Source organism: Nocardioides stalactiti (genome assembly GCF_014180715.1).
Lineage (GTDB): Bacteria > Actinomycetota > Actinomycetes > Propionibacteriales > Nocardioidaceae > Nocardioides > Nocardioides stalactiti.
The window spans coordinates 1-18,981 of record NZ_JACEFC010000092.1 but is presented as its reverse complement, the minus strand read 5'-3'; the positions used below and the strand labels follow the sequence as shown (position 1 = coordinate 18,981).

General features: G+C 71.7%; 22 protein-coding genes. 11 read left to right on the top strand and 11 right to left on the bottom strand.

From position 1 onward, the window contains the following. Positions 1-280: glycosyltransferase (locus H0487_RS16685; protein WP_183095359.1), on the top strand; the 280-nt coding region annotated here is incomplete at its 5' end. After that, positions 277-780: a type III secretion system chaperone family protein gene (locus H0487_RS16680; RefSeq protein WP_183095358.1), complete on the top strand. Its 504-nt coding sequence runs from the start codon at positions 277-279 to the stop codon at positions 778-780. The genes H0487_RS16685 and H0487_RS16680, both read left to right, overlap by 4 nt. 4 nt (positions 781-784) lie before the next feature. Here the strand turns inward: H0487_RS16680 and H0487_RS16675 are convergent, their stop codons facing one another. The 3 genes from H0487_RS16675 to H0487_RS23535 all read right to left on the bottom strand — a co-directional run bounded on the left by H0487_RS16675 (position 785) and on the right by H0487_RS23535 (position 3,315). Next, entirely contained in the window at positions 785-1,714 is a 930-nt protein-coding gene (locus tag H0487_RS16675) for a DMT family transporter (protein WP_183095357.1), read from the bottom strand. A gap of 84 nt (positions 1,715-1,798) precedes the next feature. Next, positions 1,799-2,476, bottom strand: a complete 678-nt coding sequence (locus H0487_RS16670) for a response regulator (RefSeq protein ID WP_183095356.1) — start codon at positions 2,474-2,476, stop codon at positions 1,799-1,801. Next, positions 2,473-3,315: a sensor histidine kinase gene (locus H0487_RS23535; RefSeq protein WP_312855988.1), complete on the bottom strand. Its 843-nt coding sequence runs from the start codon at positions 3,313-3,315 to the stop codon at positions 2,473-2,475. The genes H0487_RS16670 and H0487_RS23535 overlap by 4 nt, the downstream gene beginning before the upstream one ends. 483 nt (positions 3,316-3,798) lie before the next feature. Here H0487_RS23535 and phoU point away from each other — a divergent pair, with 483 nt between their 5' ends. Continuing rightward, positions 3,799-4,458 carry a phosphate signaling complex protein PhoU gene (phoU, locus tag H0487_RS16660; RefSeq protein WP_183095355.1) on the top strand — a complete coding sequence of 220 codons (660 nt, stop codon included), beginning with the start codon at positions 3,799-3,801 and terminating at the stop codon, positions 4,456-4,458. 27 nt (positions 4,459-4,485) lie between these two features. On the opposite strand, the gene H0487_RS16655 is transcribed toward phoU, so the two are convergent. From H0487_RS16655 to H0487_RS16645, 3 genes are all read right to left on the bottom strand, one after another. After that, the gene (locus H0487_RS16655; protein ID WP_183095354.1) at positions 4,486-5,229 is read right to left on the bottom strand and encodes a phosphoglyceromutase; all 744 of its coding nucleotides are present in this window, start codon (positions 5,227-5,229) and stop codon (positions 4,486-4,488) included. A 13-nt stretch (positions 5,230-5,242) separates the two neighbouring features. After that, positions 5,243-5,842, bottom strand: a complete 600-nt coding sequence (locus H0487_RS16650; protein ID WP_183095353.1) for a hypothetical protein — start codon at positions 5,840-5,842, stop codon at positions 5,243-5,245. A gap of 110 nt (positions 5,843-5,952) precedes the next feature. Continuing rightward, positions 5,953-6,846, bottom strand: coding sequence for a UbiA family prenyltransferase (locus tag H0487_RS16645; protein ID WP_183095352.1), 894 nt, complete (start codon positions 6,844-6,846; stop codon positions 5,953-5,955). Between the two features lie 212 nt (positions 6,847-7,058). On the opposite strand from H0487_RS16645, the gene H0487_RS16640 reads away from it, so the two are divergent. Both H0487_RS16640 and H0487_RS16635 read left to right on the top strand, forming a co-directional pair. Continuing rightward, a complete protein-coding gene (locus H0487_RS16640; protein ID WP_183095351.1) occupies positions 7,059-7,544 on the top strand; it encodes a CarD family transcriptional regulator in 486 nt (161 codons plus the stop codon). A 78-nt stretch (positions 7,545-7,622) separates the two neighbouring features. Then, complete coding sequence (locus H0487_RS16635) at positions 7,623-8,201, top strand: 2-C-methyl-D-erythritol 4-phosphate cytidylyltransferase (protein WP_183095350.1); 579 nt, start codon at positions 7,623-7,625, stop codon at positions 8,199-8,201. Here the strand turns inward: H0487_RS16635 and H0487_RS16630 are convergent. After that, positions 8,185-8,874 (bottom strand): IspD/TarI family cytidylyltransferase, encoded by a 690-nt coding sequence (locus H0487_RS16630; RefSeq protein ID WP_183095349.1) that lies wholly within the window; start codon positions 8,872-8,874, stop codon positions 8,185-8,187. The two genes, H0487_RS16635 and H0487_RS16630, sit on opposite strands and share 17 nt — an antisense overlap. Before the next feature lie 166 nt (positions 8,875-9,040). On the opposite strand from H0487_RS16630, the gene nirD reads away from it, so the two are divergent. Beyond that, entirely contained in the window at positions 9,041-9,406 is a 366-nt protein-coding gene (gene nirD, locus H0487_RS16625) for a nitrite reductase small subunit NirD (protein WP_183095348.1), read from the top strand. Positions 9,407-9,418: 12 nt separating this feature from the next. On the opposite strand, the gene H0487_RS16620 is transcribed toward nirD, so the two are convergent. Both H0487_RS16620 and ispF read right to left on the bottom strand, forming a co-directional pair. After that, the gene (locus H0487_RS16620; RefSeq protein WP_183095347.1) at positions 9,419-10,336 is read right to left on the bottom strand and encodes an alpha/beta fold hydrolase; all 918 of its coding nucleotides are present in this window, start codon (positions 10,334-10,336) and stop codon (positions 9,419-9,421) included. Next, a complete protein-coding gene (gene ispF / locus H0487_RS16615) occupies positions 10,333-10,872 on the bottom strand; it encodes a 2-C-methyl-D-erythritol 2,4-cyclodiphosphate synthase (RefSeq protein ID WP_312855987.1) in 540 nt (179 codons plus the stop codon). The genes H0487_RS16620 and ispF overlap by 4 nt, the downstream gene beginning before the upstream one ends. 31 nt (positions 10,873-10,903) lie before the next feature. On the opposite strand from ispF, the gene H0487_RS16610 reads away from it, so the two are divergent. Together H0487_RS16610 and H0487_RS16605 are read left to right on the top strand one after the other, a co-directional pair. Continuing rightward, positions 10,904-12,439: a molybdopterin-dependent oxidoreductase gene (locus tag H0487_RS16610; protein WP_183095346.1), complete on the top strand. Its 1,536-nt coding sequence runs from the start codon at positions 10,904-10,906 to the stop codon at positions 12,437-12,439. Beyond that, the gene (locus tag H0487_RS16605; RefSeq protein WP_183095345.1) at positions 12,436-13,173 is read left to right on the top strand and encodes an SDR family NAD(P)-dependent oxidoreductase; all 738 of its coding nucleotides are present in this window, start codon (positions 12,436-12,438) and stop codon (positions 13,171-13,173) included. Before H0487_RS16610 ends, H0487_RS16605 begins: the two co-directional genes overlap by 4 nt. Before the next feature lie 111 nt (positions 13,174-13,284). Here the strand turns inward: H0487_RS16605 and H0487_RS16600 are convergent, their stop codons facing one another. After that, on the bottom strand, positions 13,285-14,541 hold the full coding sequence (locus H0487_RS16600) for a C39 family peptidase (RefSeq protein ID WP_183095344.1): 1,257 nt from the start codon (positions 14,539-14,541) through the stop codon (positions 13,285-13,287). A gap of 81 nt (positions 14,542-14,622) precedes the next feature. Between H0487_RS16600 and cysS the strand changes: the two genes are divergently transcribed. From cysS to H0487_RS16585, 3 genes are read left to right on the top strand one after another with little or no spacing between them, the layout of a single operon-like run. Further along, positions 14,623-16,005, top strand: a complete 1,383-nt coding sequence (cysS, locus tag H0487_RS16595; protein WP_183095343.1) for a cysteine--tRNA ligase — start codon at positions 14,623-14,625, stop codon at positions 16,003-16,005. Beyond that, complete coding sequence (gene rlmB, locus H0487_RS16590) at positions 16,005-16,982, top strand: 23S rRNA (guanosine(2251)-2'-O)-methyltransferase RlmB (RefSeq protein WP_183095342.1); 978 nt, start codon at positions 16,005-16,007, stop codon at positions 16,980-16,982. Before cysS ends, rlmB begins: the two co-directional genes overlap by 1 nt. A 37-nt stretch (positions 16,983-17,019) precedes the next feature. After that, complete coding sequence (locus tag H0487_RS16585) at positions 17,020-18,528, top strand: metallophosphoesterase family protein (protein WP_246383770.1); 1,509 nt, start codon at positions 17,020-17,022, stop codon at positions 18,526-18,528. On the opposite strand, the gene H0487_RS16580 is transcribed toward H0487_RS16585, so the two are convergent. Further along, positions 18,522-18,981, bottom strand: a 460-nt coding sequence (locus H0487_RS16580; RefSeq protein ID WP_183095341.1) for a hypothetical protein, incomplete at its 5' end; no start/stop codon positions are given. The two genes, H0487_RS16585 and H0487_RS16580, sit on opposite strands and share 7 nt — an antisense overlap.

The following is an 18,981-nucleotide window of genomic DNA, read 5'->3' as shown; positions in this document are numbered from 1 at the left end:
CGAGGCCCAGGCCTCCGGAGCCCCGGTCGTCGCCGCCGCTGTCGGCGGGCTGACGACCGTGGTCGACCACGGCCGCAGCGGCCTGCTCGTCGACACCCACGACGCCCGCGACTGGGCGCGGGCGCTCGAGCGCGTGGTCATCGACCCCGGCTTCCGAGACCGGCTCGCGGCCGGCGCTGTGGCCCAGGCCCGGCACTTCTCGTGGGACGCCACGGCGCAGCAGACCCTGGAGGTCTATCAGCGCGCGAGCTCGCTCATGCGTGAGTCGGTGGCGGGATGAGCGCCGACGCTGCGGCCGTCGTCCGGGCCCACCTGGAGTCCGCGGAGATCGATTACGAGGAGCCCGAGCAGGGGATCTTCACGTTCTCGCTGCCGGGGGAGCGCAAGCAGCAGACCCCGGTCCGGCTCGACATCGGCCCGCACGCTCTCGGCGTCCACGCCTTCGTGTGCCGTCGCCCTGACGAGCAGTTCGAGCGGGTCTACAAGTGGCTGCTCGAGCGCAACATGCGCATGTACGCCGTCGCGTTCGGTCTCGACCAGCACGGCGACATCTACCTCGATGCGCGGCTCCCGCTGTCGATGGTCGACCCCGACGAGCTCGACCGGCTCCTCGGCTCGGTGCTGACCTACTCCGACGAGTCGTTCAACGCGATCCTCGAGCTCGGCTTCGAGTCGTCGATCCGCAAGGAGTGGGAGTGGCGGATCTCCCGCGGGGAGTCGACCCGCAACCTGGAGGCGTTCCGCGGCTGGCTGGAAGCCGGTACGACGAAGGCCGACTGACGGCTCAGGCGGGGGTGGGCTCCTTCTCGATCGCTTCGTCGGCGTTGCGCGCCGGGGCCCGGCGGGCGATGGCGACGCCGACGAGCGCCAGTGCGCCGCCGACGTACGCGATCGTCGGCGGGGTCTCGCCGAGGAACACCAGTGCCATCACGATCGTCAGCGGCGGCACCAGGTAGGTGGTGACGCCGAGCGAGGACGCCGTCATGTGGCGCAGTGCGTAGGCGTAGGTGGTGAACGCCAGCGCGGTCGGGAAGACGCCCAGGTAGACGACCCAGAGCAACGACGAGGTCGGCGCGTCGGCGACCTCGGAGGCCAGGGCGGGCGCGAACGGCAGGCAGGTCGCGGCGCCGATGACGCACGCGAGCCAGGTGACGTGGACGGCCGACAGGTCGGCGACCAGCGGCTTCTGGAGGATCAGGCTGACCGAGTAGGTGATGGCGGAGACCACGCAGAGCGCCGCGCCGAGGAGCACCTTGTCGGGGTCGACCTCGCTCGAGCCCGAGCCGGACAGGCCGATCAGCGCGACACCGCCGAAGGCGACGAGCAGACCGACGACGAGCGGCAGCGTGAACCGCTCGCCGAGGAACACCGCCGCGAGGACGGCGACCAGGACGGGCGAGACCTGGAGCAGCATCGCCGCCGTACCGGCGTCGACCCACACCTCTCCCTGGTTGAGCGCGAGGTGGTAGACGGCGAACCACAGCACGCCGATGACGGCGAGCGACACCCACTGCCGTCCGGTCGGACGTGGCAGGCCCGCCCGCAGTGCGACCGCGCCGAGCGCGATCGCGGCGACACCCTGCCGGGCCAGCGTCAGGGGCCCGGCGGAGAAGTCGTGGCCGAGGTGGCGGATCGCCACGAAGGCCGATGCCCAGAGCACCAACGTCGTCCCGACCGCGAGCAGGGGCAAGGTGCTGCTCGGCCGGGACTCCATGGGGACGACGCTACGGGTCGCCGCCGACGTCGGTCGCGCGCTTTTCGGACGGGCTGGCTCCAGCTGCCGCCAGGCACGGCCGGGTCAGACGTCGAGCTTGTATCCGAGGCCGCGGACGGTGACGAGGTACTTCGGCTCGCTCGGCTCGGGCTCGAGCTTGGCGCGAAGGCGCTTGACGTGCACGTCGAGGGTCTTGGTGTCGCCGACGTAGTCCGAGCCCCACACCCGGTCGATGAGCTGACCGCGGGTCAGCACCCGGCCGGGGTTGCGCAGGAACATCTCGAGGAGCTCGAACTCCTTGAGCGGCAGCCGCTGCTCCTCGCCGCCGACCGTGACGACGTGGCGCTCGACGTCCATCCGGACCGGGCCGGCCTCGAGGGTGTCGGGCAGCAGGTCGGTGTCCGTGCCGCGGCGCAGCACCGCTCGGATCCGCGCGGTGAGCTCGCGCGGCGAGTAGGGCTTGGTGACGTAGTCGTCGGCCCCGAGCTCGAGGCCCACGACCTTGTCGACCTCGTCGTCCTTGGCGCTCACCATGATCACGGGGACGTTGGACGTCTGGCGGATGGTGCGGCAGACCTCGGTACCGGGGATGCCGGGAAGCATCAGGTCGAGGAGCACGATGTCGGCGCCGTTGCGGTCGAACTCGACCAGCGCGGCGTTGCCGTCGGCGGCGATGGCGACCTCGAAACCCTCCTTGCGGAGCATGTAGGCCAGGGCGTCGCTGTAGCTCTCTTCGTCCTCGACGACGAGTACACGGGTCACGAGGTCTTCTCCCATTCAGGTTCTTCTTCTGCGTGGAGCGCATGGTGGGGCAGCGTCAGGGTGAACGTAGACCCCTGGCCCTCGACCGACCACACGCGGACGTCGCCACCGTGGGTGGCAGCGACGTGCTTGACGATCGACAGGCCCAGGCCGGTGCCGCCGGTGGACCGGTGGCGGGCCGGGTCGACGCGGTAGAACCGCTCGAAGATCCGGTCGATCTCGTCCTTGGGGATGCCGATCCCCTGGTCCACCACGGAGATCTCGACGAAGCCGTCGACCGCCTTCGTGGTCACCAGGACCTTCGAGCCGGGATCGGAGTAGTGCACGGCGTTGGCGATCAGGTTGGCGACCGCGGCGGCGACCTGCTCGTGGTTGCCGAGGACCGTGATGCCGGGCTCGTCCTCGACGAGCACGCTGATGTCCTTGGCGCCGGCGTCCATGGCACTGGTGTCGACCGCGACCGCGATCACCTCGTCGAGGTCGACCGGCTCGGGTGACTCCACCGGCTGGTCGCCCTGGAGCCGCGAGAGCTCGATGACCTGCTGCACCAGGTGGGCGAGCCGGTCGCTCTCGGTGAGCATCCGGCTCGCGAAGCGGTGCACGGCCTCGGGGTCGTCGGCAGCGTCCTGGACCGCTTCGGACAGCAGCTTGATGGCGCCGACCGGCGTCTTGAGCTCGTGGCTGACGTTGGCGACGANTGATGGCGCCGACCGGCGTCTTGAGCTCGTGGCTGACGTTGGCGACGAAGTCGCGTCGGACCGCCTCGATCCGACGTTCGCGGGTCCGGTCCTCGACCAGCGCGAGCACCAGGCGGGAGCCGAGGGGAGCCACCCGCGCACTCACGTGGCGCGGGGGGCCGCTGGCGCGGTTGACGGTCAGCTGGGTCTCGCGGATCTGGCCGTCGCGTCGTACCTCCCGGACCAGCGCGCTCAGCTCGTCGGAGACCAGGCTGGTGCCGCGTACGAACCCCATCGCGAACGCGGGCGCGGACGCCTTGACCACGACGTCCTGGTCGTCGACGACGACAGCGCTGCTGCGCAGCACGGAGAGCACGGTCGCCACACCGGGAGGTACCAACGGTTCCTCGACCGGCGGCCGGTGGTGCTGCTGGCGGTCCGAGATCTGCCAGGCGAGCAGGGCGCCCCCCGCGACGAGCGAACCGAGCACCCCGGCAAGCAGCGCCTGAGTCGTCGGATCCACGTTTCGATGGTACGGCGACCGCTCGTCAGGCCCGTGAATCGAGGAGGCCGGGCTTCTGAGTGTTCATCCCTCGTTCACCGGGATCCTCCCAATGGACAACTCGTGGTCCTACGGTCGGATCCATGCGCGAGGCTTATCACGACGAACTCGACTCGATCTTCGAGAACCTGGCCGGCATCGGCCGCCGGGTGGAGACCGCTGTCGGTCTGGCCACCGAGGCCCTCCTGTCCGGCGACGCCGCCCTGGCCGAGCAGGTCATCAGCGGCGACGTCGACATCGACCGGGCCCGCGAGCAGGTCGAGGAGAGCGCGTTCAACCTGATGCTGCTCCAGCAGCCCGTGGCCGGCGACCTGCGCACCGTGGTCGCGGCCCTCCGGATGGTCAGCGAGCTCGAGCGGATGGGTGACCTGTCGGTGCACGTCGCGAAGGTCGCCCGGCTGCGCGTACCCGACCTCGCGGTGCCCGACGAGATCCGGCCCACGATGGAGCGGATGGGCGTCGTCGCCCAGGACATGGTCGCGCGCGTCTGCGACGTGATCGCCGGTCGCGACGTCGAGGCGGCGATCGCCCTCGGCAAGGACGACGAGGAGATGGACGCGCTGCGGCGCAAGGGCTTCACCGAGCTGCTCTCCGACGACTGGTCCCACGGGGTCGAGGCCGCCGTCGACGTGGCCCTTCTCGGCCGGTACTACGAGCGGATCGCGGACCACGCGGTGTCGATCGCCAACCGCGTCGTCTTCGTGGTCACCGGGCACAACCCGGCGTCGCTCGCCGCGGAGTAGTCGCGCGGCGAGGTCAGCAGCGGCGGGTCAGCGGCCCTGGTTGGCCACGGCCGCCGCTGCGGCCGCGGCCGCCTCGGGGTCGAGGTAACGGCCGCCCCGGGTGACCGGCTGCAGCGCGTCGTCGAGCTCGTAGACCAGTGGCATGCCCGTCGGGATGTTGAGCCCGGCGATGTCGTCGTCGCTGACCTGGTCGAGGTGCTTCACGATCGCGCGCAGGCTGTTGCCGTGGGCGGCGACGAGCACGGTGTGACCGGCCCGCAGGTCGGGGACGATCCCGCCCTCCCAGTAGGGCAGCAGGCGGGCGATGACGTCCTTGAGGCACTCGGTGCGGGGCAGGTCGGCACCGAGGTCGGCGTAGCGCGGGTCGTCGACCTGGGAGAACTCGTCGTCGTCGGCGAGCGGCGGCGGCGGGACGTCGAAGGAACGGCGCCAGAGCATGAACTGCTCCTCGCCGTACTCATCGAGGGTCTGCTTCTTGTCCTTGCCCTGGAGCGCCCCGTAGTGGCGCTCGTTGAGGCGCCAGGAACGCCGGACCGGGATCCAGTGGCGGTCGGCCGCGTCGAGCGCGAGAGCGGCGGTGTTGATCGCGCGCCGCTGGAGGCTGGTGTGGACCACCGTCGGCAGCAGGCCGGCGGCGACGAGCTGCTCGCCGCCGCGGACCGCCTCGCCGCGGCCCTTGTCGGTGAGGGCCACGTCGACCCAGCCGGTGAACAGGTTCTTGGCGTTCCACTCGCTCTCGCCGTGGCGGAGCAGGATCAGCGTGTGCGTCATGGTCGGCGCTACCTCAGTGCTCGCCCTCGGCGTGCTCGGTCGGGTGGTCACAGAGGTAGGTCGCGTCGGCCTCCTCGTCGAAGGCCTCTTCGGCCTCGGCCTCGGCGTCACCGGCCGGAGCCTCCTCGTCCTCGGCGACCGCCTCGAACTCGGGCTCCTCGATGTCGGCGTACTGACCGCAGGCCTTCACGACCGGGACGTCGACCGTGACGACCTCGTCGGTGGAGAACTGGTAGCTCAGGGTGATGACCTCGCCCGCGGCGAACTCGCCGGTGACGGCGACCGAGGCGTCCTCGGCCAGGTTGACCCGCTCGTTGGGGCCGACCTCGACCTTGGCCTGGGTCGGCGCGATCGCGTCACCCTCGATCCCGGTGAGCACGGCCGGCTTCTCGGCATCGTTGTCGTTGTAGACGAGCGTGCCGATGAGGCGGCCCTGGCCGTCGGCGAAGGCGAGCACGCGCGCCCCGAGGACGTCGACGGACGCCTCACGGTTGTTGACACCCGCGGCGATCGTGTTGACCCGGTCGGTCGGGTAGTCGAAGCCGCAGGACGTCAGCGCACCAGTGAGGGGCAGCAGCACCGCCACGACAGCGGTCGAGCGTCGGTTGAGCATTCGGCGGGCCTCCGGACATCGATCTGCGGTACTCGGTTCAGGTGCTCACGAGGAGCGGGCTCACTCTAGTGGGCCGAGGTCGGTGCGCGCCCCACGGGACCGCCCGACGGTCATCGGGACAGTCCGACCTTCGCCCCGAACACGGCCAGCAGGACCACGATGACGAAGGAGTAGAAGGTCGTGAGGGCCAGCAGCCGGGTCGCTCCCAGCTTGAGGCCGAGCTTGAGCGGCAGGTAGGTCCAGCCGTCTTCGTGGTCGGCCACCAGGCCCCACACCGCGCGGGTGAAGTGGACGCCGATCCCGAGCAGCGCGGCCAGCACGGTGATCACGGTCTCGGGCGGGTCGCCGACCGCCTGGCCGCCCCAGCCGCCGTACGACAGGTAGGCGGGGAGCATCGCGAACGACGCGGCCCAGGTCACCCAGGACAGGAAGCCGGTTCGGAGCACGACGTTGCCGAGCATGCCGATGCACACCGAGACCAGGTAGATGCCGCCGGCGGTGATGCCGGTCGTGATCGACAGGGGCACCAGGATCAGCGCGGCGACGATGATCGCGTACCAGACCGACTCGGCGTCGAGGCGACCGTCGGCGACCGGCTTGCCGGGCGTGCCGTGGGCGGCGTCGCGGGCCTTGTCGACGATGTCGTTGTGCCAACCGAGGATGGTCTGGCCCACCAGCACGGTGAGCAGCACGACGCCGACCTCGCGGGCCTCGCGTCCGGCGAGCATCGCGGCACCGGCGACCGCGAGCGCGGTGACGACGGCCTGCTTGGCGTGGGCAGCCTGCAGGAGCAGGAGGGGGGTCCACTGGAGGCGGGAGAAGAAGCCCACCCTCGCCGGGGCCGGTTCGGACTCGTCGATCTCGGCGTCCTCGCCGTCGGCCGCTTCGGCCTGGGCGGCGTCGTCAGCGGCATCGCCGAAAGCGTCCTCGGGCCCGTCGTCGGGCAGGTCCACCGACGGGTCGTCGCCCTCCTCGATGTCGTCGACGTCGTGCTCGGATGCCATGCGGAGCAGTATTGACCACGGGGTGCTCCCGTGCAGCCGTGACGGTCGTGTGTCGGCGGTGATTCGGGGACGCGCCGCCGCCGATGTGAGGTTGCCCACCACACGTCCTTGCGTCTGTCAAGCCCGCGATTGCCGTCCTGACCTGCGCAAACGCATTCTGAGGACCGCCTGAGCCGTGATAAGATGAAGGCCTAGGAAGGGGTTCATCACATATGACTTTCACCGTCGGCGAAACGGTCGTCTACCCCAATCACGGGGCCGCAGTGATCGAGGACATCGAGATGCGGACAATCAAGGGGGAGGAACGGCAGTACCTCGTTCTTCGGATCGTCGCCCAGCAGGACCTGGTGGTTCGGGTCCCGGCCTGCAACCTCGACCTGGTCGGGGTCCGCGACGTCGTCGACAAGGAGGGCCTCGAGCGTGTCTTCGGTGTCCTCCGCGCCGAGCACGTCGAAGAGCCGACCAACTGGTCGCGACGCTACAAGGCCAACCTGGAGAAGCTCCACAGCGGCGACGTCATGAAGGTGGCCGAGGTCGTCCGCGACCTGTGGCGCCGTGAGCGTGACCGCGGCCTCTCGGCCGGTGAGAAGCGGATGCTGGCCAAGGCGCGTCAGATCCTGGTCTCCGAGCTGGCCCTGGCCGAGCACACCAACGAGGACAAGGCGGAGACCATCCTCGACGAGGTCCTCGCCAGCTGAGTCCTCCGGACTGAGCATGTCGCCCCCGCCCACCAGGGCGGGGGCGACGTCGTTTTTCGTCCCTCTAGGGTGACGTCCGTGGAAGCCGAGGCCTACGACGACGTGTACGACGAGCCCGAGCGGGCCGTCGGCTTCGTCGTCGACGAGGGCCGTGGGTCGCTGCCCTACCGGCTCATCCACGGCGAGGCGCTCGTCGCCGCTGCGGCCTGGGCGGTGGGTGAGGCCGGCGTCGACCTCCTCGACCTGACCGTGCCCTGGTACGACATCGCCGACCTGGCCCGACCGCTCGTGCTCCACGACGCCCTCTGCCCGATGACCCCGCCGGACTTCATCGCTTCCTGCGTGCGGGCCGCCTCGGGCCGTGACACCGTGGTCGTCGGGGTGCGTCCGGTGACCGACACGGTCAAGCAGGTCGCCGACGGACGGCTCGTGGCGACCGTGGACCGGGATGCACTCGCCGCGCTGTGCTCGCCCATCGTGCTGCCGGCCTCCGTGGTCGCCGCCCTGCCGAGCCGCCCGACCGCCGACTTCTCCGTCCTCCTGGCCGAGCTCCGTGCGGCGTACCCCGTCGAGCTGGTGGAGGCTCCGCCGACCGCCCGCCGGGTGGCGGACGACGAGGACGTGCGGGTCCTCGAGGCGCTCACCGACCCGCGATGAGCCGCGAGGCCGTCTCCAGGTCCTCGGCGTAGGTCACCTTGAGGTTGCCGGCTCCGGCCGCGACGGGGACGACCGTCACGTCCGGCGCGTAGGCCTCCAGGCAGGCGGCCGTGTCGGGGCCGTCGAAGCCGTCGGCCGCCGCAGCCCGGTAGGCCGCGAGGAGGCGGGAGGCTCCGAAGGCCTGGGGCGTCTGGACGCCGACGAGGATCCCGGCTGGCGGCGTGGCGCCGGGGTCGCGCGGGACGAGCCCTGCCAGCGTCACCGTCGGTACGGCCCCGCCGTGCTCGCGGGCCGCGGCGACGACCCGGTCGAACAGGCTCGCCGGAGCCAGGGCGCGCGCCCCGTCGTGGATCACGACCACGTCGATCTCGCCGGACTCGATGCGCCCCGCCAGCACGTCGAGAGCCGCCTGCTCCGAGGCGTGACGGGTAGCGCCGCCCGCGACGAGCAGCACCTCCCGGTCGCCGAGGTGCGGGCCCACCGCCTCGGCGACGGCGTCCTCCTCGCCCGGCCGGCAGACGAGGACGACGGGCGAGACGTCGGGGACCTCGAGGGCCGTCCGCATCGTGTGGGCCAGGACCGGCACCCCGTCGAGCGGCAGCAGGACCTTGTTGACCTCGGCCCCGACCCGTGAGCCGCTCCCCGCGGCGAGGACCACGACGGCAGCGCTCATGGGGCGCAGCGTAGACCGACGGCCGGCGCCCGGCCCCCGCCGACGGCGCTGCTCCTCCTCCTCGTCGTCTGCGACACGCTCGCGCCCACTGGAGTGAGCGAGGGTTTTCACGGCTGTTACATGCCGAAACGCTGACGTGAACAGCGCGGACCTACGGTCCTTGACCATGGCAGTCCGGTCGATCCCTGAGGACGAGTGGCAGCCGGTGTGCCGCGTCGTCGAGCTTGAAGTGGACCGCGGGGCGACCGCGCTGGTCCACGGGCAGGCCATCGCGATCTTCCGGACCGGTGACGACGCGGTCTACGCGCTCGGCAACCACGACCCGTTCGCGCGGTCGGCCGCTGGTGGGATCGCCAAGGGCATCGTCGGTCGGCGCGGAGAGGTGCCGTTCGTCGCGTCACCCGCCCACAAGCACGCCTTCGACCTGCGGTCGGGGCGTTGCCTCGACGACAGCCACGTCTCCGTCCCGGCCTATGCCGTCAAGGTGGTGGAGGGCGTCGTCCTCATCGGCCAACGCATGGCTGCGGCCTGACGCAGGTCCGGGTCAGCCGGCGGCGCGGTCGGCTGACGTCGCTCGGGCGAGCGCTCGGTCGACGAGGGTGCACAGCTCCTCGGTGACGAGCTCGCGCCGCTCGAAGGGCAGGTAGTGGCCGGCGTCCGGGGCCACCACCATCCGAGCGCCGCGGATCCCGCCCGAGAGCTTGCGGGCGTGCGCCGGCGGGGTGATCAGGTCGCGGGAGCCGACGAGGACGGTCGTCGGGACCTCGTCGAAAGCCTTGAGGTTGCCGATCCGGTCGTGGGTCATCATGTCCTTGAAGAACCCCGACCAGGTCTCCGGTGCGCAGTGGATCAGCTGGTCGACGACCAGGCCGACGTCGCGCGGCTGCGTCGGCGTACCGAGCAGGAAGCGCCGGGCGATGGACCGCTCGATGAGCGGGAAGCGCTGGCGACGGGACAGGCTGAGCATCCGTGCGCGGGTCGCGAGCACGAACGGCAGCCGGTCGCGGATCAGCGGTCCGACGTCGGGCAGGCCGAGGGTCACCGTGTGGAGGTCGCCGCCCGAGGTGGCGACCAGCAGGACCCCGGCGATCCGGTCCATGACGTGGGGACACTCCTCGGGGATGGCGGTGATCGTCATCCCGCCGACGGAGTGGCCTGCGACGACCAACGAGCCGGACGGTGCGAGCTCGTCGACGATCTCGCCGAGGTCGCGCGCGAGGTTGGGGATCGTGCACGCGCTCTCGGGGACCCGGCCGCTGCGCCCGTGGCCCCGGTGGTCCCACGAGATCACCCGGACCTGGTGGCCGTAGCGGGAGAGCAGGTCGGAGACCTGGTAGTGCCAGTCCGACTCGTCGGCTGTCCAGCAGTGCGAGAGCAGCACGGTCACCGCAGCGGACTCGGGTCCGTGCACGGTGACGTGCAGGGCGACGCCGTCCCGCGTCGTCAGCACTTCGGTGGTCACGAGTCCCCCTCGGGGTCGACGGTGCGGGTGGGTACGACGTGCAGGAGCGCGGTCGCGATCGCTGCGACCCCTTCGCTGCGGCCGGTGAGGCCGAGACCGTCGGTGGTCGTGGCCGACACGGAGACGGGGGCGCCGACGACGTCGGACAGGACGCCCTCGGCCTCGGTACGACGGGCACCGAGCCGCGGCCGGTTGCCGATGACCTGCACGGCGGCGTTGCCGACCACGAAGCCGGCGGCGTGCACCCGTCGTACGGTCTCTCCGAGCAGGGCTGGCCCGGCGGCGCCGGACCACGCCGGGTCCGCCGTACCGAAATTGGTGCCGAGGTCGCCGAGCCCGGCGGCCGCGAAGAGGGCGTCGCAGAGCGCGTGCGCGGCCACGTCGGCGTCGGAATGACCGTCCAGCCGCTGCTCCTCGTCGGGCCAGGTCAGCCCGGCGAGCGCCATCGGCGGGTCGCCGGCCGCACGGGTCACCAGACGGTGGACGTCGGTGCCGATTCCGGTCCGGATCGACCCCGGGGAGGGCGGTTGATGCACGCCATGATCATGCCTGAGTCACAATCACTGTGTGAGGACGTCCCGTGGATGGTGGTGGCTCTCCGGCGTGGTCGTCGGCGCGCTCGGTCTCGCGACCAGCTATCTGGTCGCCGGGCTGCTGCGCGTTCGGGAGTCTCCGGCCGTCGCGGTCGCCGAGGGAGTCATCGACCTGACCCCTGGTCCGATCGCGAAGTGGGCGATCGAGACCTTCCAGGACAACGACAAGACGGTCCTGCTCATCGGCATGTTCGTCATCCTCACCGGCGTCTTCGCTGCGCTCGGCCGCGTCGCCCGGACCCGGTGGTGGTACTCCGTCGGTGGCTACATCGCGCTCGGGGTGGTCGCCTTCATCGCGGTCTGGGCCAAGCCGGGCTTCACCGGCGTCGAGGTGGTGCCGGTCCTCGTCGGGTTCGTCACCTGGCTGATCGGGCTCGCCGTGATGGCCGAGTGGCTGCGCCGTTGGGAGCTCGTCGAGGCGTCGGACGACGAAGCCACGGACCCCACCCACAGCCGCCGCGGCTTCTTCCTCGCCGCCGGCGCGGTCGGCGGGATCGCGCTCGCGTCAGGGCTCCTCGGCAAGCTCGCGGGCAACCAGCGCGGCGCGGTCGAGAAGGACCGCCGCCTGCTGCGGGTCGACCAGGCGACCAAGCCGGTCGTGCCCCGCGGCGTCAAGGTCGAGGTCGACGGCGTCTCGCCGTGGCAGACCTCGGCCGAGGACTTCTACCTCATCGACACCGCCATCCTGAAGCCCGCCATCCGGCTCAAGGACTGGGAGCTGCGCATCCACGGCATGGTCGAGCGCGACCTGACGCTGACGTACGACGACCTGGTGGCGCGCGAGATCACCGAGGACTGGATCACCCTCAACTGCGTGTCCAACCCGGTCGGCGGCAGCCTCGTCGGCAACGCGTGGTGGAGCGGTGTCCGTCTCGCCGGGATCCTCGCCGAGGCCAAGCCGCTCGAGGGCGCCAACGCGGTCCTGCAGACCTCCGAGGACGGGTGGACCTGCGGGACCCCGCTCGCCGCGCTCATGGACGACCGGTCGGCGATGCTCGCGGTCTACATGAACGGCGAGCCGCTCACCGTCGAGCACGGCTTCCCCGTCCGCACGATCGTGCCGGGGCTCTACGGCTACGTGTCGGCGTGCAAGTGGGTCGTCGACATGGAGGTCACCTCCTTCGACGACATCGAGGCCTACTGGACCGGCAAGGGCTGGTCGGAGGAGGGGCCGGTCAAGATCGCCTCTCGCATCGAGGTCCCCGACAGCGGCGCGGACGTGCCGGTCGGCACGCTGGTGTGTGCCGGGACGGCCTGGAAGCAGCACACGGGCATCGCCGGCGTCGAGGTCTCGCTCGACGGCGGCGCCTGGACCCCCGCGACCATCGGCCGCGTCCCCAGTGACGACACGTGGGTCCAGTGGCGCGCCGAGCTCGAGGTGGGTGAGGGGGACCATGACCTGCGCGTCCGGGCCATCGGTAAGGATGGTGACGTGCAGACAGGTGTCGAGCGAGACGTCCTTCCCGATGGTGCCACCGGCTGGCACGAGATCGACTTCTCCGCGTCATGAGCGGTGACTTCGCGGGCCTCCCTGGCGGGGCCCTGGTCGTCGGTGGGTCCGGCGGCCTCGGGCAGGCCATCGCCGAGATGCTCCTCGAACGGGGGTCGCGGGTCGCGGTCACCCACCGCACCCGGCCCTCGCAGGTCGGCGAGGCGTCGTACGGCGTCGACCTCCAGGACCGGCGGGCGGTCGGTCGCGTGCTCGACCAGGCGGTCGCGGACCTCAAGGGCCTGCACACCGTCGTCTACGCCGCAGGCCCGCACGTGCCGATGGTTCACCTCTCGCGGGTGGAGCCGGACGCGATGGCCGACCAGCTCACCGCTGACGCGGCCGGGTTCTTCGCGGTCGCCCACGCCGCGCTGCCGGCGCTGCGCGCCTCCGCCGGTTCGCTGGTCGCGGTGACCACTGCGGCGACCTCGCGCTTCCCGATCCGCGACGGCCTGTCCTCCGCGCCGAAGGCCGCGGTGGAGGCGCTGGTGCGGGGCCTCGCCGCCGAGGAGGGCCGGTTCGGTGTCCGCGTCAACGCGGTCGGCCCGGGCATGCTCACCGATGGCATGGCCGAGCGGCTCATCTCCTCCGGTGAGCTCGACGACGCCGCCCTCGAGATCACCCGCAACAACATCCCGCTGCGCCGGTTCGGCAACGCGCAGGACATCGCCGAGGCGGTCTGCTTCCTCGCCTCGCCCCGAGCGAACTTCATCTCCGGCCAGAAGCTCGACGTCGACGGCGGCTACGGGGTCTGAGTCGAATCCGGACCTTCCTGGTTCGAATCCGGACCTTCCTGCATCCAGTGGGGACTTGTCTCCGGACAAGTCCGGTCTCAATCCAGGTAGGTCCCGATTCGGCGGGGGAGTTCACCAGTTGGTGGCGGGGCCCTCCGGGAGCGGATGGGCCTCGTCGGTGATGACGTAGGCCAGGCCACCGGACGCCTCGAGCCAGAGGCGCTCGAGCTGTGCCCGGTCATAGGTACGACGGACCCGGCGGCGGCTCTCGGAGGCGGGGTCGTTGACGACGACGTTGCCGTTGTCGCGGACGCCGGCGATGACGAGCAGGTGCCCGTCGGAGGAGCTGATCGGCGCCCCGTCGAGCTCGCCGGGACCGAACGCGATCGAGACGACGAGCGGGATCCCGGCCACGAGGAACTGCTCCGCCTCGCGGATCGAGCGGAGGCGGGTCACGAACGCCTTGCCGGCCAGCGGGGCGGCGTACGCGGTGTTGAAGGGCCAGTTGCCCGTGCCGTCGTAGGCGTGGTCGTAGGTCATCCGCGCGGCGTGGTCGACCCACGGGTCGACGTGTCCACCCGGCACCCAGCGGTAGCGGCGCGGCTCGGGGAGCCGGCCGTAGTAGGCGAGCACCATCGACGTCGAGGTCGGCGAGCACCACGCCTCGCCGCCGCCACCCCACTGCGGGTAGTGGCCGCTGTGCGCCATCTGGGAGTACCGGGGGACGTCGAGGACCACCCCGCGTCCGGGTCCGGGAGCCGACGTCGGCCCGGCCGCCGACGGGACCCTGGACGCCATCGCGGTGATCGTGTCCAGGCTCGGCCGGTAGGCCGCCCCGGCGCGGCGGGCGAGCGTGACCCGGACCTGGAAGGCCGGCAGGCCGGCGGTGCGCCAGGTGTCGACGGCGACGGTGGTCCCGTCGTCGGACTGGCCCGATACGGTCGCGCGCTCCAGGTGGCGGTCGCTGGAGGCCCAGCGCCCGATCGTGTCCCAGGACGTGCGGTCGCCGGCGTCGCGACCGCGCACCTCCACCTCGATCCAGCTGTCCTTGGGGGTCGCGGCCGACCACGACGGGATCACCTCGGTGACGTCGAAGCCCGGCTCGACCCACGGGGAGGTCCAGCGCGCGACGTCGTACGAACGGCCCCCGACGGTGGCCTGGCCGACGGGGGTGTCGAAACGCAGCCGGCCCTCGTCGGTCGTCGTGCCGGCCAGGGTGCCGCGCTGCCACTGACGGTCGCTGTCCCACCGGCTCAGGTCGATGGCGCGGTCGCCCGTGGTCGCTGCTGCGACGACCGCGGCGTCGCCGGGGTCGCCCGCACCCGTGCACGCGCTGAGCCCGCCGAGGACGAGCGCGCAGGCGAGTCCGAGGGCGGGGGCGTGGCGCATCCGTCAACGGTAGGTCACATGCGTCACTTCTGTCACACGGTGGATTCGGGGCGGGGGCGCGTGGATCCCTAGACTGAGCCGGTGACGTTCAGGCTGTATGACACCGCGACCCGCGAGGTCCGTGACTTCGTGCCCCTTCAGGAGGGCAGAGCGGGTCTCTACGTGTGCGGTCTGACGGTCCAGAGCGAGCCCCACGTCGGTCACGTGCGGTCCGGGGTGAACTTCGACGTCCTCCAGCGGTGGCTCCGCCACCTCGGGTACGACGTCACCTTCATCCGCAACGTCACCGACATCGACGACAAGATCCTCACCAAGTCGGCCGAGCAGGGCCGCCCCTGGTTCAACCTCGCCTACGCGATGCACCGCGAGCTCGACCGCGCCTACGCGGCGCTCAACGTCGCGCCGCCGACCTACGAGCCCGCCGCGACCGGCCACGTCCCGGAGATGGTCGAGCTCATCGCCGACCTCATCGACCGTGGCCACGCCTACGCGGCCGAGGACGGCAGTGGTGACGTCTACTTCGACGTGCGCTCCTGGTCGTCGTACGGCGAGCTGACCCACCAGGGCATCGACGACATGGAGCCGGCCACCGATGCCGACCCGCGCGGCAAGCGCGATCCCCGCGACTTCGCCCTGTGGAAGGGGTGGAAGCAGGAGTCGGAGCCGGAGACGGCCTCCTGGCCGAGCCCCTGGGGCCGCGGCCGGCCGGGCTGGCACATCGAGTGCTCAGCGATGGCCGGCAAGTACCTCGGTCCCGCGTTCGACATCCACGGCGGCGGCGTCGACCTGCGCTTCCCGCACCACGAGAACGAGCAGGCCCAGTCCCGCGCGGCCGGCCGCCCGTTCGCGTCGTACTGGATGCACAACGCGTGGATCACCACCGCCGGCGAGAAGATGAGCAAGTCGCTCGGCAACTCCCTCACCATTCCCAACGTGCTGGAGGACTACCGCGGCATCGAGCTGCGCTACTACCTCGTGGCCGCGCACTACCGCAGCCACGTGGAGTTCTCTCATCAAGCGCTGGAGGAGGCGGCCGTCGGGTTCCGGCGGATCGAGTTGTTCCTCGAGCGCGCCGGTGTCACCGAGGCGGGCGACCTCCCGCAGGCGTTCGTCGACGCGATGAACGACGACCTCGGCACCCCCGCCGCGGTGGCCGTGCTGTTCGACGTCGTCCGCGAGGGCAACCGGGCCGATGACGCGACGCCGTACGCCGGACAGGTGCTCGCCATGCTCGACGTGCTCGGGCTCAACCCCGCCGACCCCGCCTGGGCGGGCGGCAGGGGGCAGCAGGACGACAAGCTGAAGAGCGCGGTCGACGCGCTCGTCGCCGGTCTGCTCGACGAGCGCGCGAAGGCGCGCGACGCGAAGGACTGGGCGCGCGCGGACGCCATCCGCGATCAGATCAAGCAGGCCGGCATCGAGGTGGAGGACACCCCGACCGGTCCGAAGTGGAGCATCGACTAGTGGCTGGCAATTCCTCGCGCAAGGGCGCGATCCGCAAGACGAGCAAGAAGCCGACGGCAGGGTCCGGCGGTCGGGTCCGCCGCGGCCTCGAGGGCAAGAAGTCGACCCCGAGGGCCGAGGACCGCGTCTATCACAAGGCGCACAAGGCCAAGAACGCCAAGGAGGCCGCCGAACGGCGGAACCCCGCGGTCCGCGGCGGCGGGCGCCGACGCGGCAGCTCCGACGCCGAGTGGATCGCCGGACGCAACCCGGTCGTCGAGGCGCTGCGCGCGCGGATCCCGGTGACGTCGGTGTACGTCGCCGAGGGGGCGGAGCGCGACGGCCGGCTCCGCGAGGTCTTCAAGCTCGCTGCCGAGTACGGCGTCGGCCTGCTCGAAGTCAGCCGCGGCGAGCTCGACCGGCTCACCAGCGGCGCGGTCCACCAGGGCCTCGCGGCGAAGATCCCCGCCTACGAGTACGCCCACCCCGACGACCTGCTCGACGCGGCGGCCGAGATCGGCGAGAAGCCGCTCATCGTCGTGCTCGACGCGGTCACCGACCCCCGCAACCTCGGTGCGGTCGTCCGCAGCGCGGCCGGGTTCGGCGCGCACGGAGTGGTCATCCCCGAGCGGCGTGCTGCCTCGATGACGGCGTCGGCCTGGAAGACGTCGGCCGGTGCCGCGGCCCGGATCCCGGTCGCCCAGACCGTCAACCTGACCCGTCAGCTCAAGGCCTACCAGGAGGCCGGGTGCTTCGTGGTGGGCCTGGCGGCCGATGGCGACCTGACCCTGCCCGAGCTGGCTGCCGACGCCGACCTCGCGGGCGGCCCGCTCGTCCTGGTCATCGGCTCCGAGGGCGACGGCCTCCACCGGCTGGTCTCCGAGACCTGCGACCGGCTGATGTCGATCCCGATGGCGGGCGTCCTGGAGTCGCTCAACGCGGGCGTCGCGGCCTCGGTCGCGCTGTACGCCGTCGCCGAGGCGCGGACGCGGCTCTAGGGAGACACCTCCTAGGCCCGGACGGTAGACAGGACGCATGGTCCGCACCCGCGGCTGGCTCCTCGCGACGGCGTACGTCGTCGTGTGGGTCGCGCTGTCCGCGATGTGCGCGGCCGGGTTCTTCCTCACCGGCGAGCGGACCGTCGACGTCGCCAGCCACGAGGCGCGGGTCACGGCGAACTTCAGTGGCCAGGTCGTCGTCCGGACGGGGCCGGTGCTGCCGGACTTCCGCACCGACGCGCGGTCGGTGGTCGGGGTCGAGATCGAGCTCGGCAAGACCGACGCCCGGTCGCTGGAAGACCTGACCACTCGGTACGCAGCGATCGGCAGCAACCCCGAGGCGCCGATCGCGAAGGTGTCCCACGCAGTGCGGGACATGGCGATCGACGCGGTCATCCGGGGGATGGCGCTCGCGCTGCTCCCGTTCCTCGTGTGGCGGCTGCTCGGCGACCGGCGCCGCCGGGAGGTCGTCGACAAGCTGCCGACCGCCAAAGGCGTCGCCAGCCTGCTCGTCGTCGCGGTGGTCGTCATCGGGCTGACGGCGCCCTGGCGCGGTCCCGGGGCCGCGCCGCGCGGCGACCCCGACCGCTGGGAGCCGCTCTCGGAGTTCGTCGGGCCGGAGATCGTGCTGCCCGACGAGCTCGCCGACGTCCAGGTCCTCGGCGACGCCACCACGGGTCAGACGCGCCGCCTCATCGCGAGCGCGATCGACACCTACCGGCAGGGCCGGGAGTTCTACGACGACGCGGCCGACGACGCGGCCCGGAACCTGATGCTTCGGGAGCCGGAGGAGGGCGAGACCGTCGTCCTGCTGCTGTCGGACCGGCACGACAACGTCGGCATGGACCGGGTCGCCCGGGCGCTCGCGGAGCATGGCGGGGCCGAGGCGGTCCTCAACGCGGGCGACGACACCTCGACCGGGGAGCGGTGGGAGGCCTTCTCGCTCGACTCGCTCGCCGAGACCTTCGACGACTACGACCGCTGGGCGGTCGCCGGCAACCACGACCACGGGTCGTTCGTCCGCGGCTACCTCAGCGACCTCGGCTGGACCTACTTCGACGACGAGGTCGTCGACGGGCCCGGAGGCAGCCGGATCCTGGGCATCGACGACCCGCGGTCGAGCGGCCTCGGCAACTGGCGCGACGAGACCGGCCTGAGCTTCGGCGACGTCCGGACCCGCCTGGCTGACGCTGCCTGCGAGGCCGACGCCGACGGCGACCGGGTCAACACCCTTCTCGTCCACGACGCGAACCTCGGCGACGAGGCGCTCGCGCGGGGCTGCGTCGACCTCGTGGTCGGCGGACACACCCACGTCCCGGCGGGCCCCACCCCGGTCACCGGCAGCAACGGGAAGGTCGGCTACACCTTCACGGTCGGTACGGCGGGCGGTGCGGCGTACGCGATCGCGATCGGCAGCAAGCTGCGCCGCTCCGCCGGGTTCGCGCTCATCACCTACCGCGACGGGCGCCCGGTCGGCATCCAGACGATCACCATCGAGACCACCGGCCGGTTCACCGTCGACCCCTGGGTCGAGCTCACCTACTGACCTGCTGATGTCCCCCGCGGAGCGGACCTGCGTGCGGTGAGCAGGCCGAGCACACCGGCGGCGGCGAGGGCGGCGCCCGCGCCGATCGAGGTCCCGACCGTCGTGGAGGCGGAGATCTCGGTCGCGTCCACCAGGAGGGGTTGGGCGTCGCGGCTGAGCGCGACGAGGGCGGTGAAACGGTCGAGCGCAGCGTCGAGGGCGGCGAGGTCCTCAGCCGGCACGCTGGTGCCGTCGTAGGCGCCGGCGACGAGGAGGGCGTCGGCCAGGCCGGCCTCGCGGGCCTCGACCTTCTCCACCGAGAACGGGCGCAGCGAGTCCAGCAGGGCGTCGGTGTCGTGGGCCTTGCCGACGTGACCGAGGCCGAGGGGGACGGCGGCGAGCAGGACACCGACGCCGAGGATGACGCCCGCGGCCCCGCGGCTGGGACGGAACGCCCCGGCGACCGCCGCGAGC

What these genes read in the sequence shown, in the direction of transcription:
- phoU (WP_183095355.1), top strand. Translation starts at nt 3,799, where the DNA reads ATGCGCGAGGCTTATCACGACGAACTCGACTCGATCTTCGAGAACCTG.
- H0487_RS16600 (WP_183095344.1), bottom strand. Translation starts at nt 14,541, where the DNA reads ATGCGCCACGCCCCCGCCCTCGGACTCGCCTGCGCGCTCGTCCTCGGC.
- nirD (WP_183095348.1), top strand. Translation starts at nt 9,041, where the DNA reads ATGGCAGTCCGGTCGATCCCTGAGGACGAGTGGCAGCCGGTGTGCCGC.
- H0487_RS16680 (WP_183095358.1), top strand. Translation starts at nt 277, where the DNA reads ATGAGCGCCGACGCTGCGGCCGTCGTCCGGGCCCACCTGGAGTCCGCG.
- H0487_RS16675 (WP_183095357.1), bottom strand. Translation starts at nt 1,714, where the DNA reads ATGGAGTCCCGGCCGAGCAGCACCTTGCCCCTGCTCGCGGTCGGGACG.
- H0487_RS16640 (WP_183095351.1), top strand. Translation starts at nt 7,059, where the DNA reads ATGACTTTCACCGTCGGCGAAACGGTCGTCTACCCCAATCACGGGGCC.
- H0487_RS16655 (WP_183095354.1), bottom strand. Translation starts at nt 5,229, where the DNA reads ATGACGCACACGCTGATCCTGCTCCGCCACGGCGAGAGCGAGTGGAAC.
- H0487_RS16650 (WP_183095353.1), bottom strand. Translation starts at nt 5,842, where the DNA reads ATGCTCAACCGACGCTCGACCGCTGTCGTGGCGGTGCTGCTGCCCCTC.
- H0487_RS16630 (WP_183095349.1), bottom strand. Translation starts at nt 8,874, where the DNA reads ATGAGCGCTGCCGTCGTGGTCCTCGCCGCGGGGAGCGGCTCACGGGTC.
- H0487_RS16605 (WP_183095345.1), top strand. Translation starts at nt 12,436, where the DNA reads ATGAGCGGTGACTTCGCGGGCCTCCCTGGCGGGGCCCTGGTCGTCGGT.
- H0487_RS16585 (WP_246383770.1), top strand. Translation starts at nt 17,020, where the DNA reads ATGGTCCGCACCCGCGGCTGGCTCCTCGCGACGGCGTACGTCGTCGTG.
- H0487_RS16645 (WP_183095352.1), bottom strand. Translation starts at nt 6,846, where the DNA reads ATGGCATCCGAGCACGACGTCGACGACATCGAGGAGGGCGACGACCCG.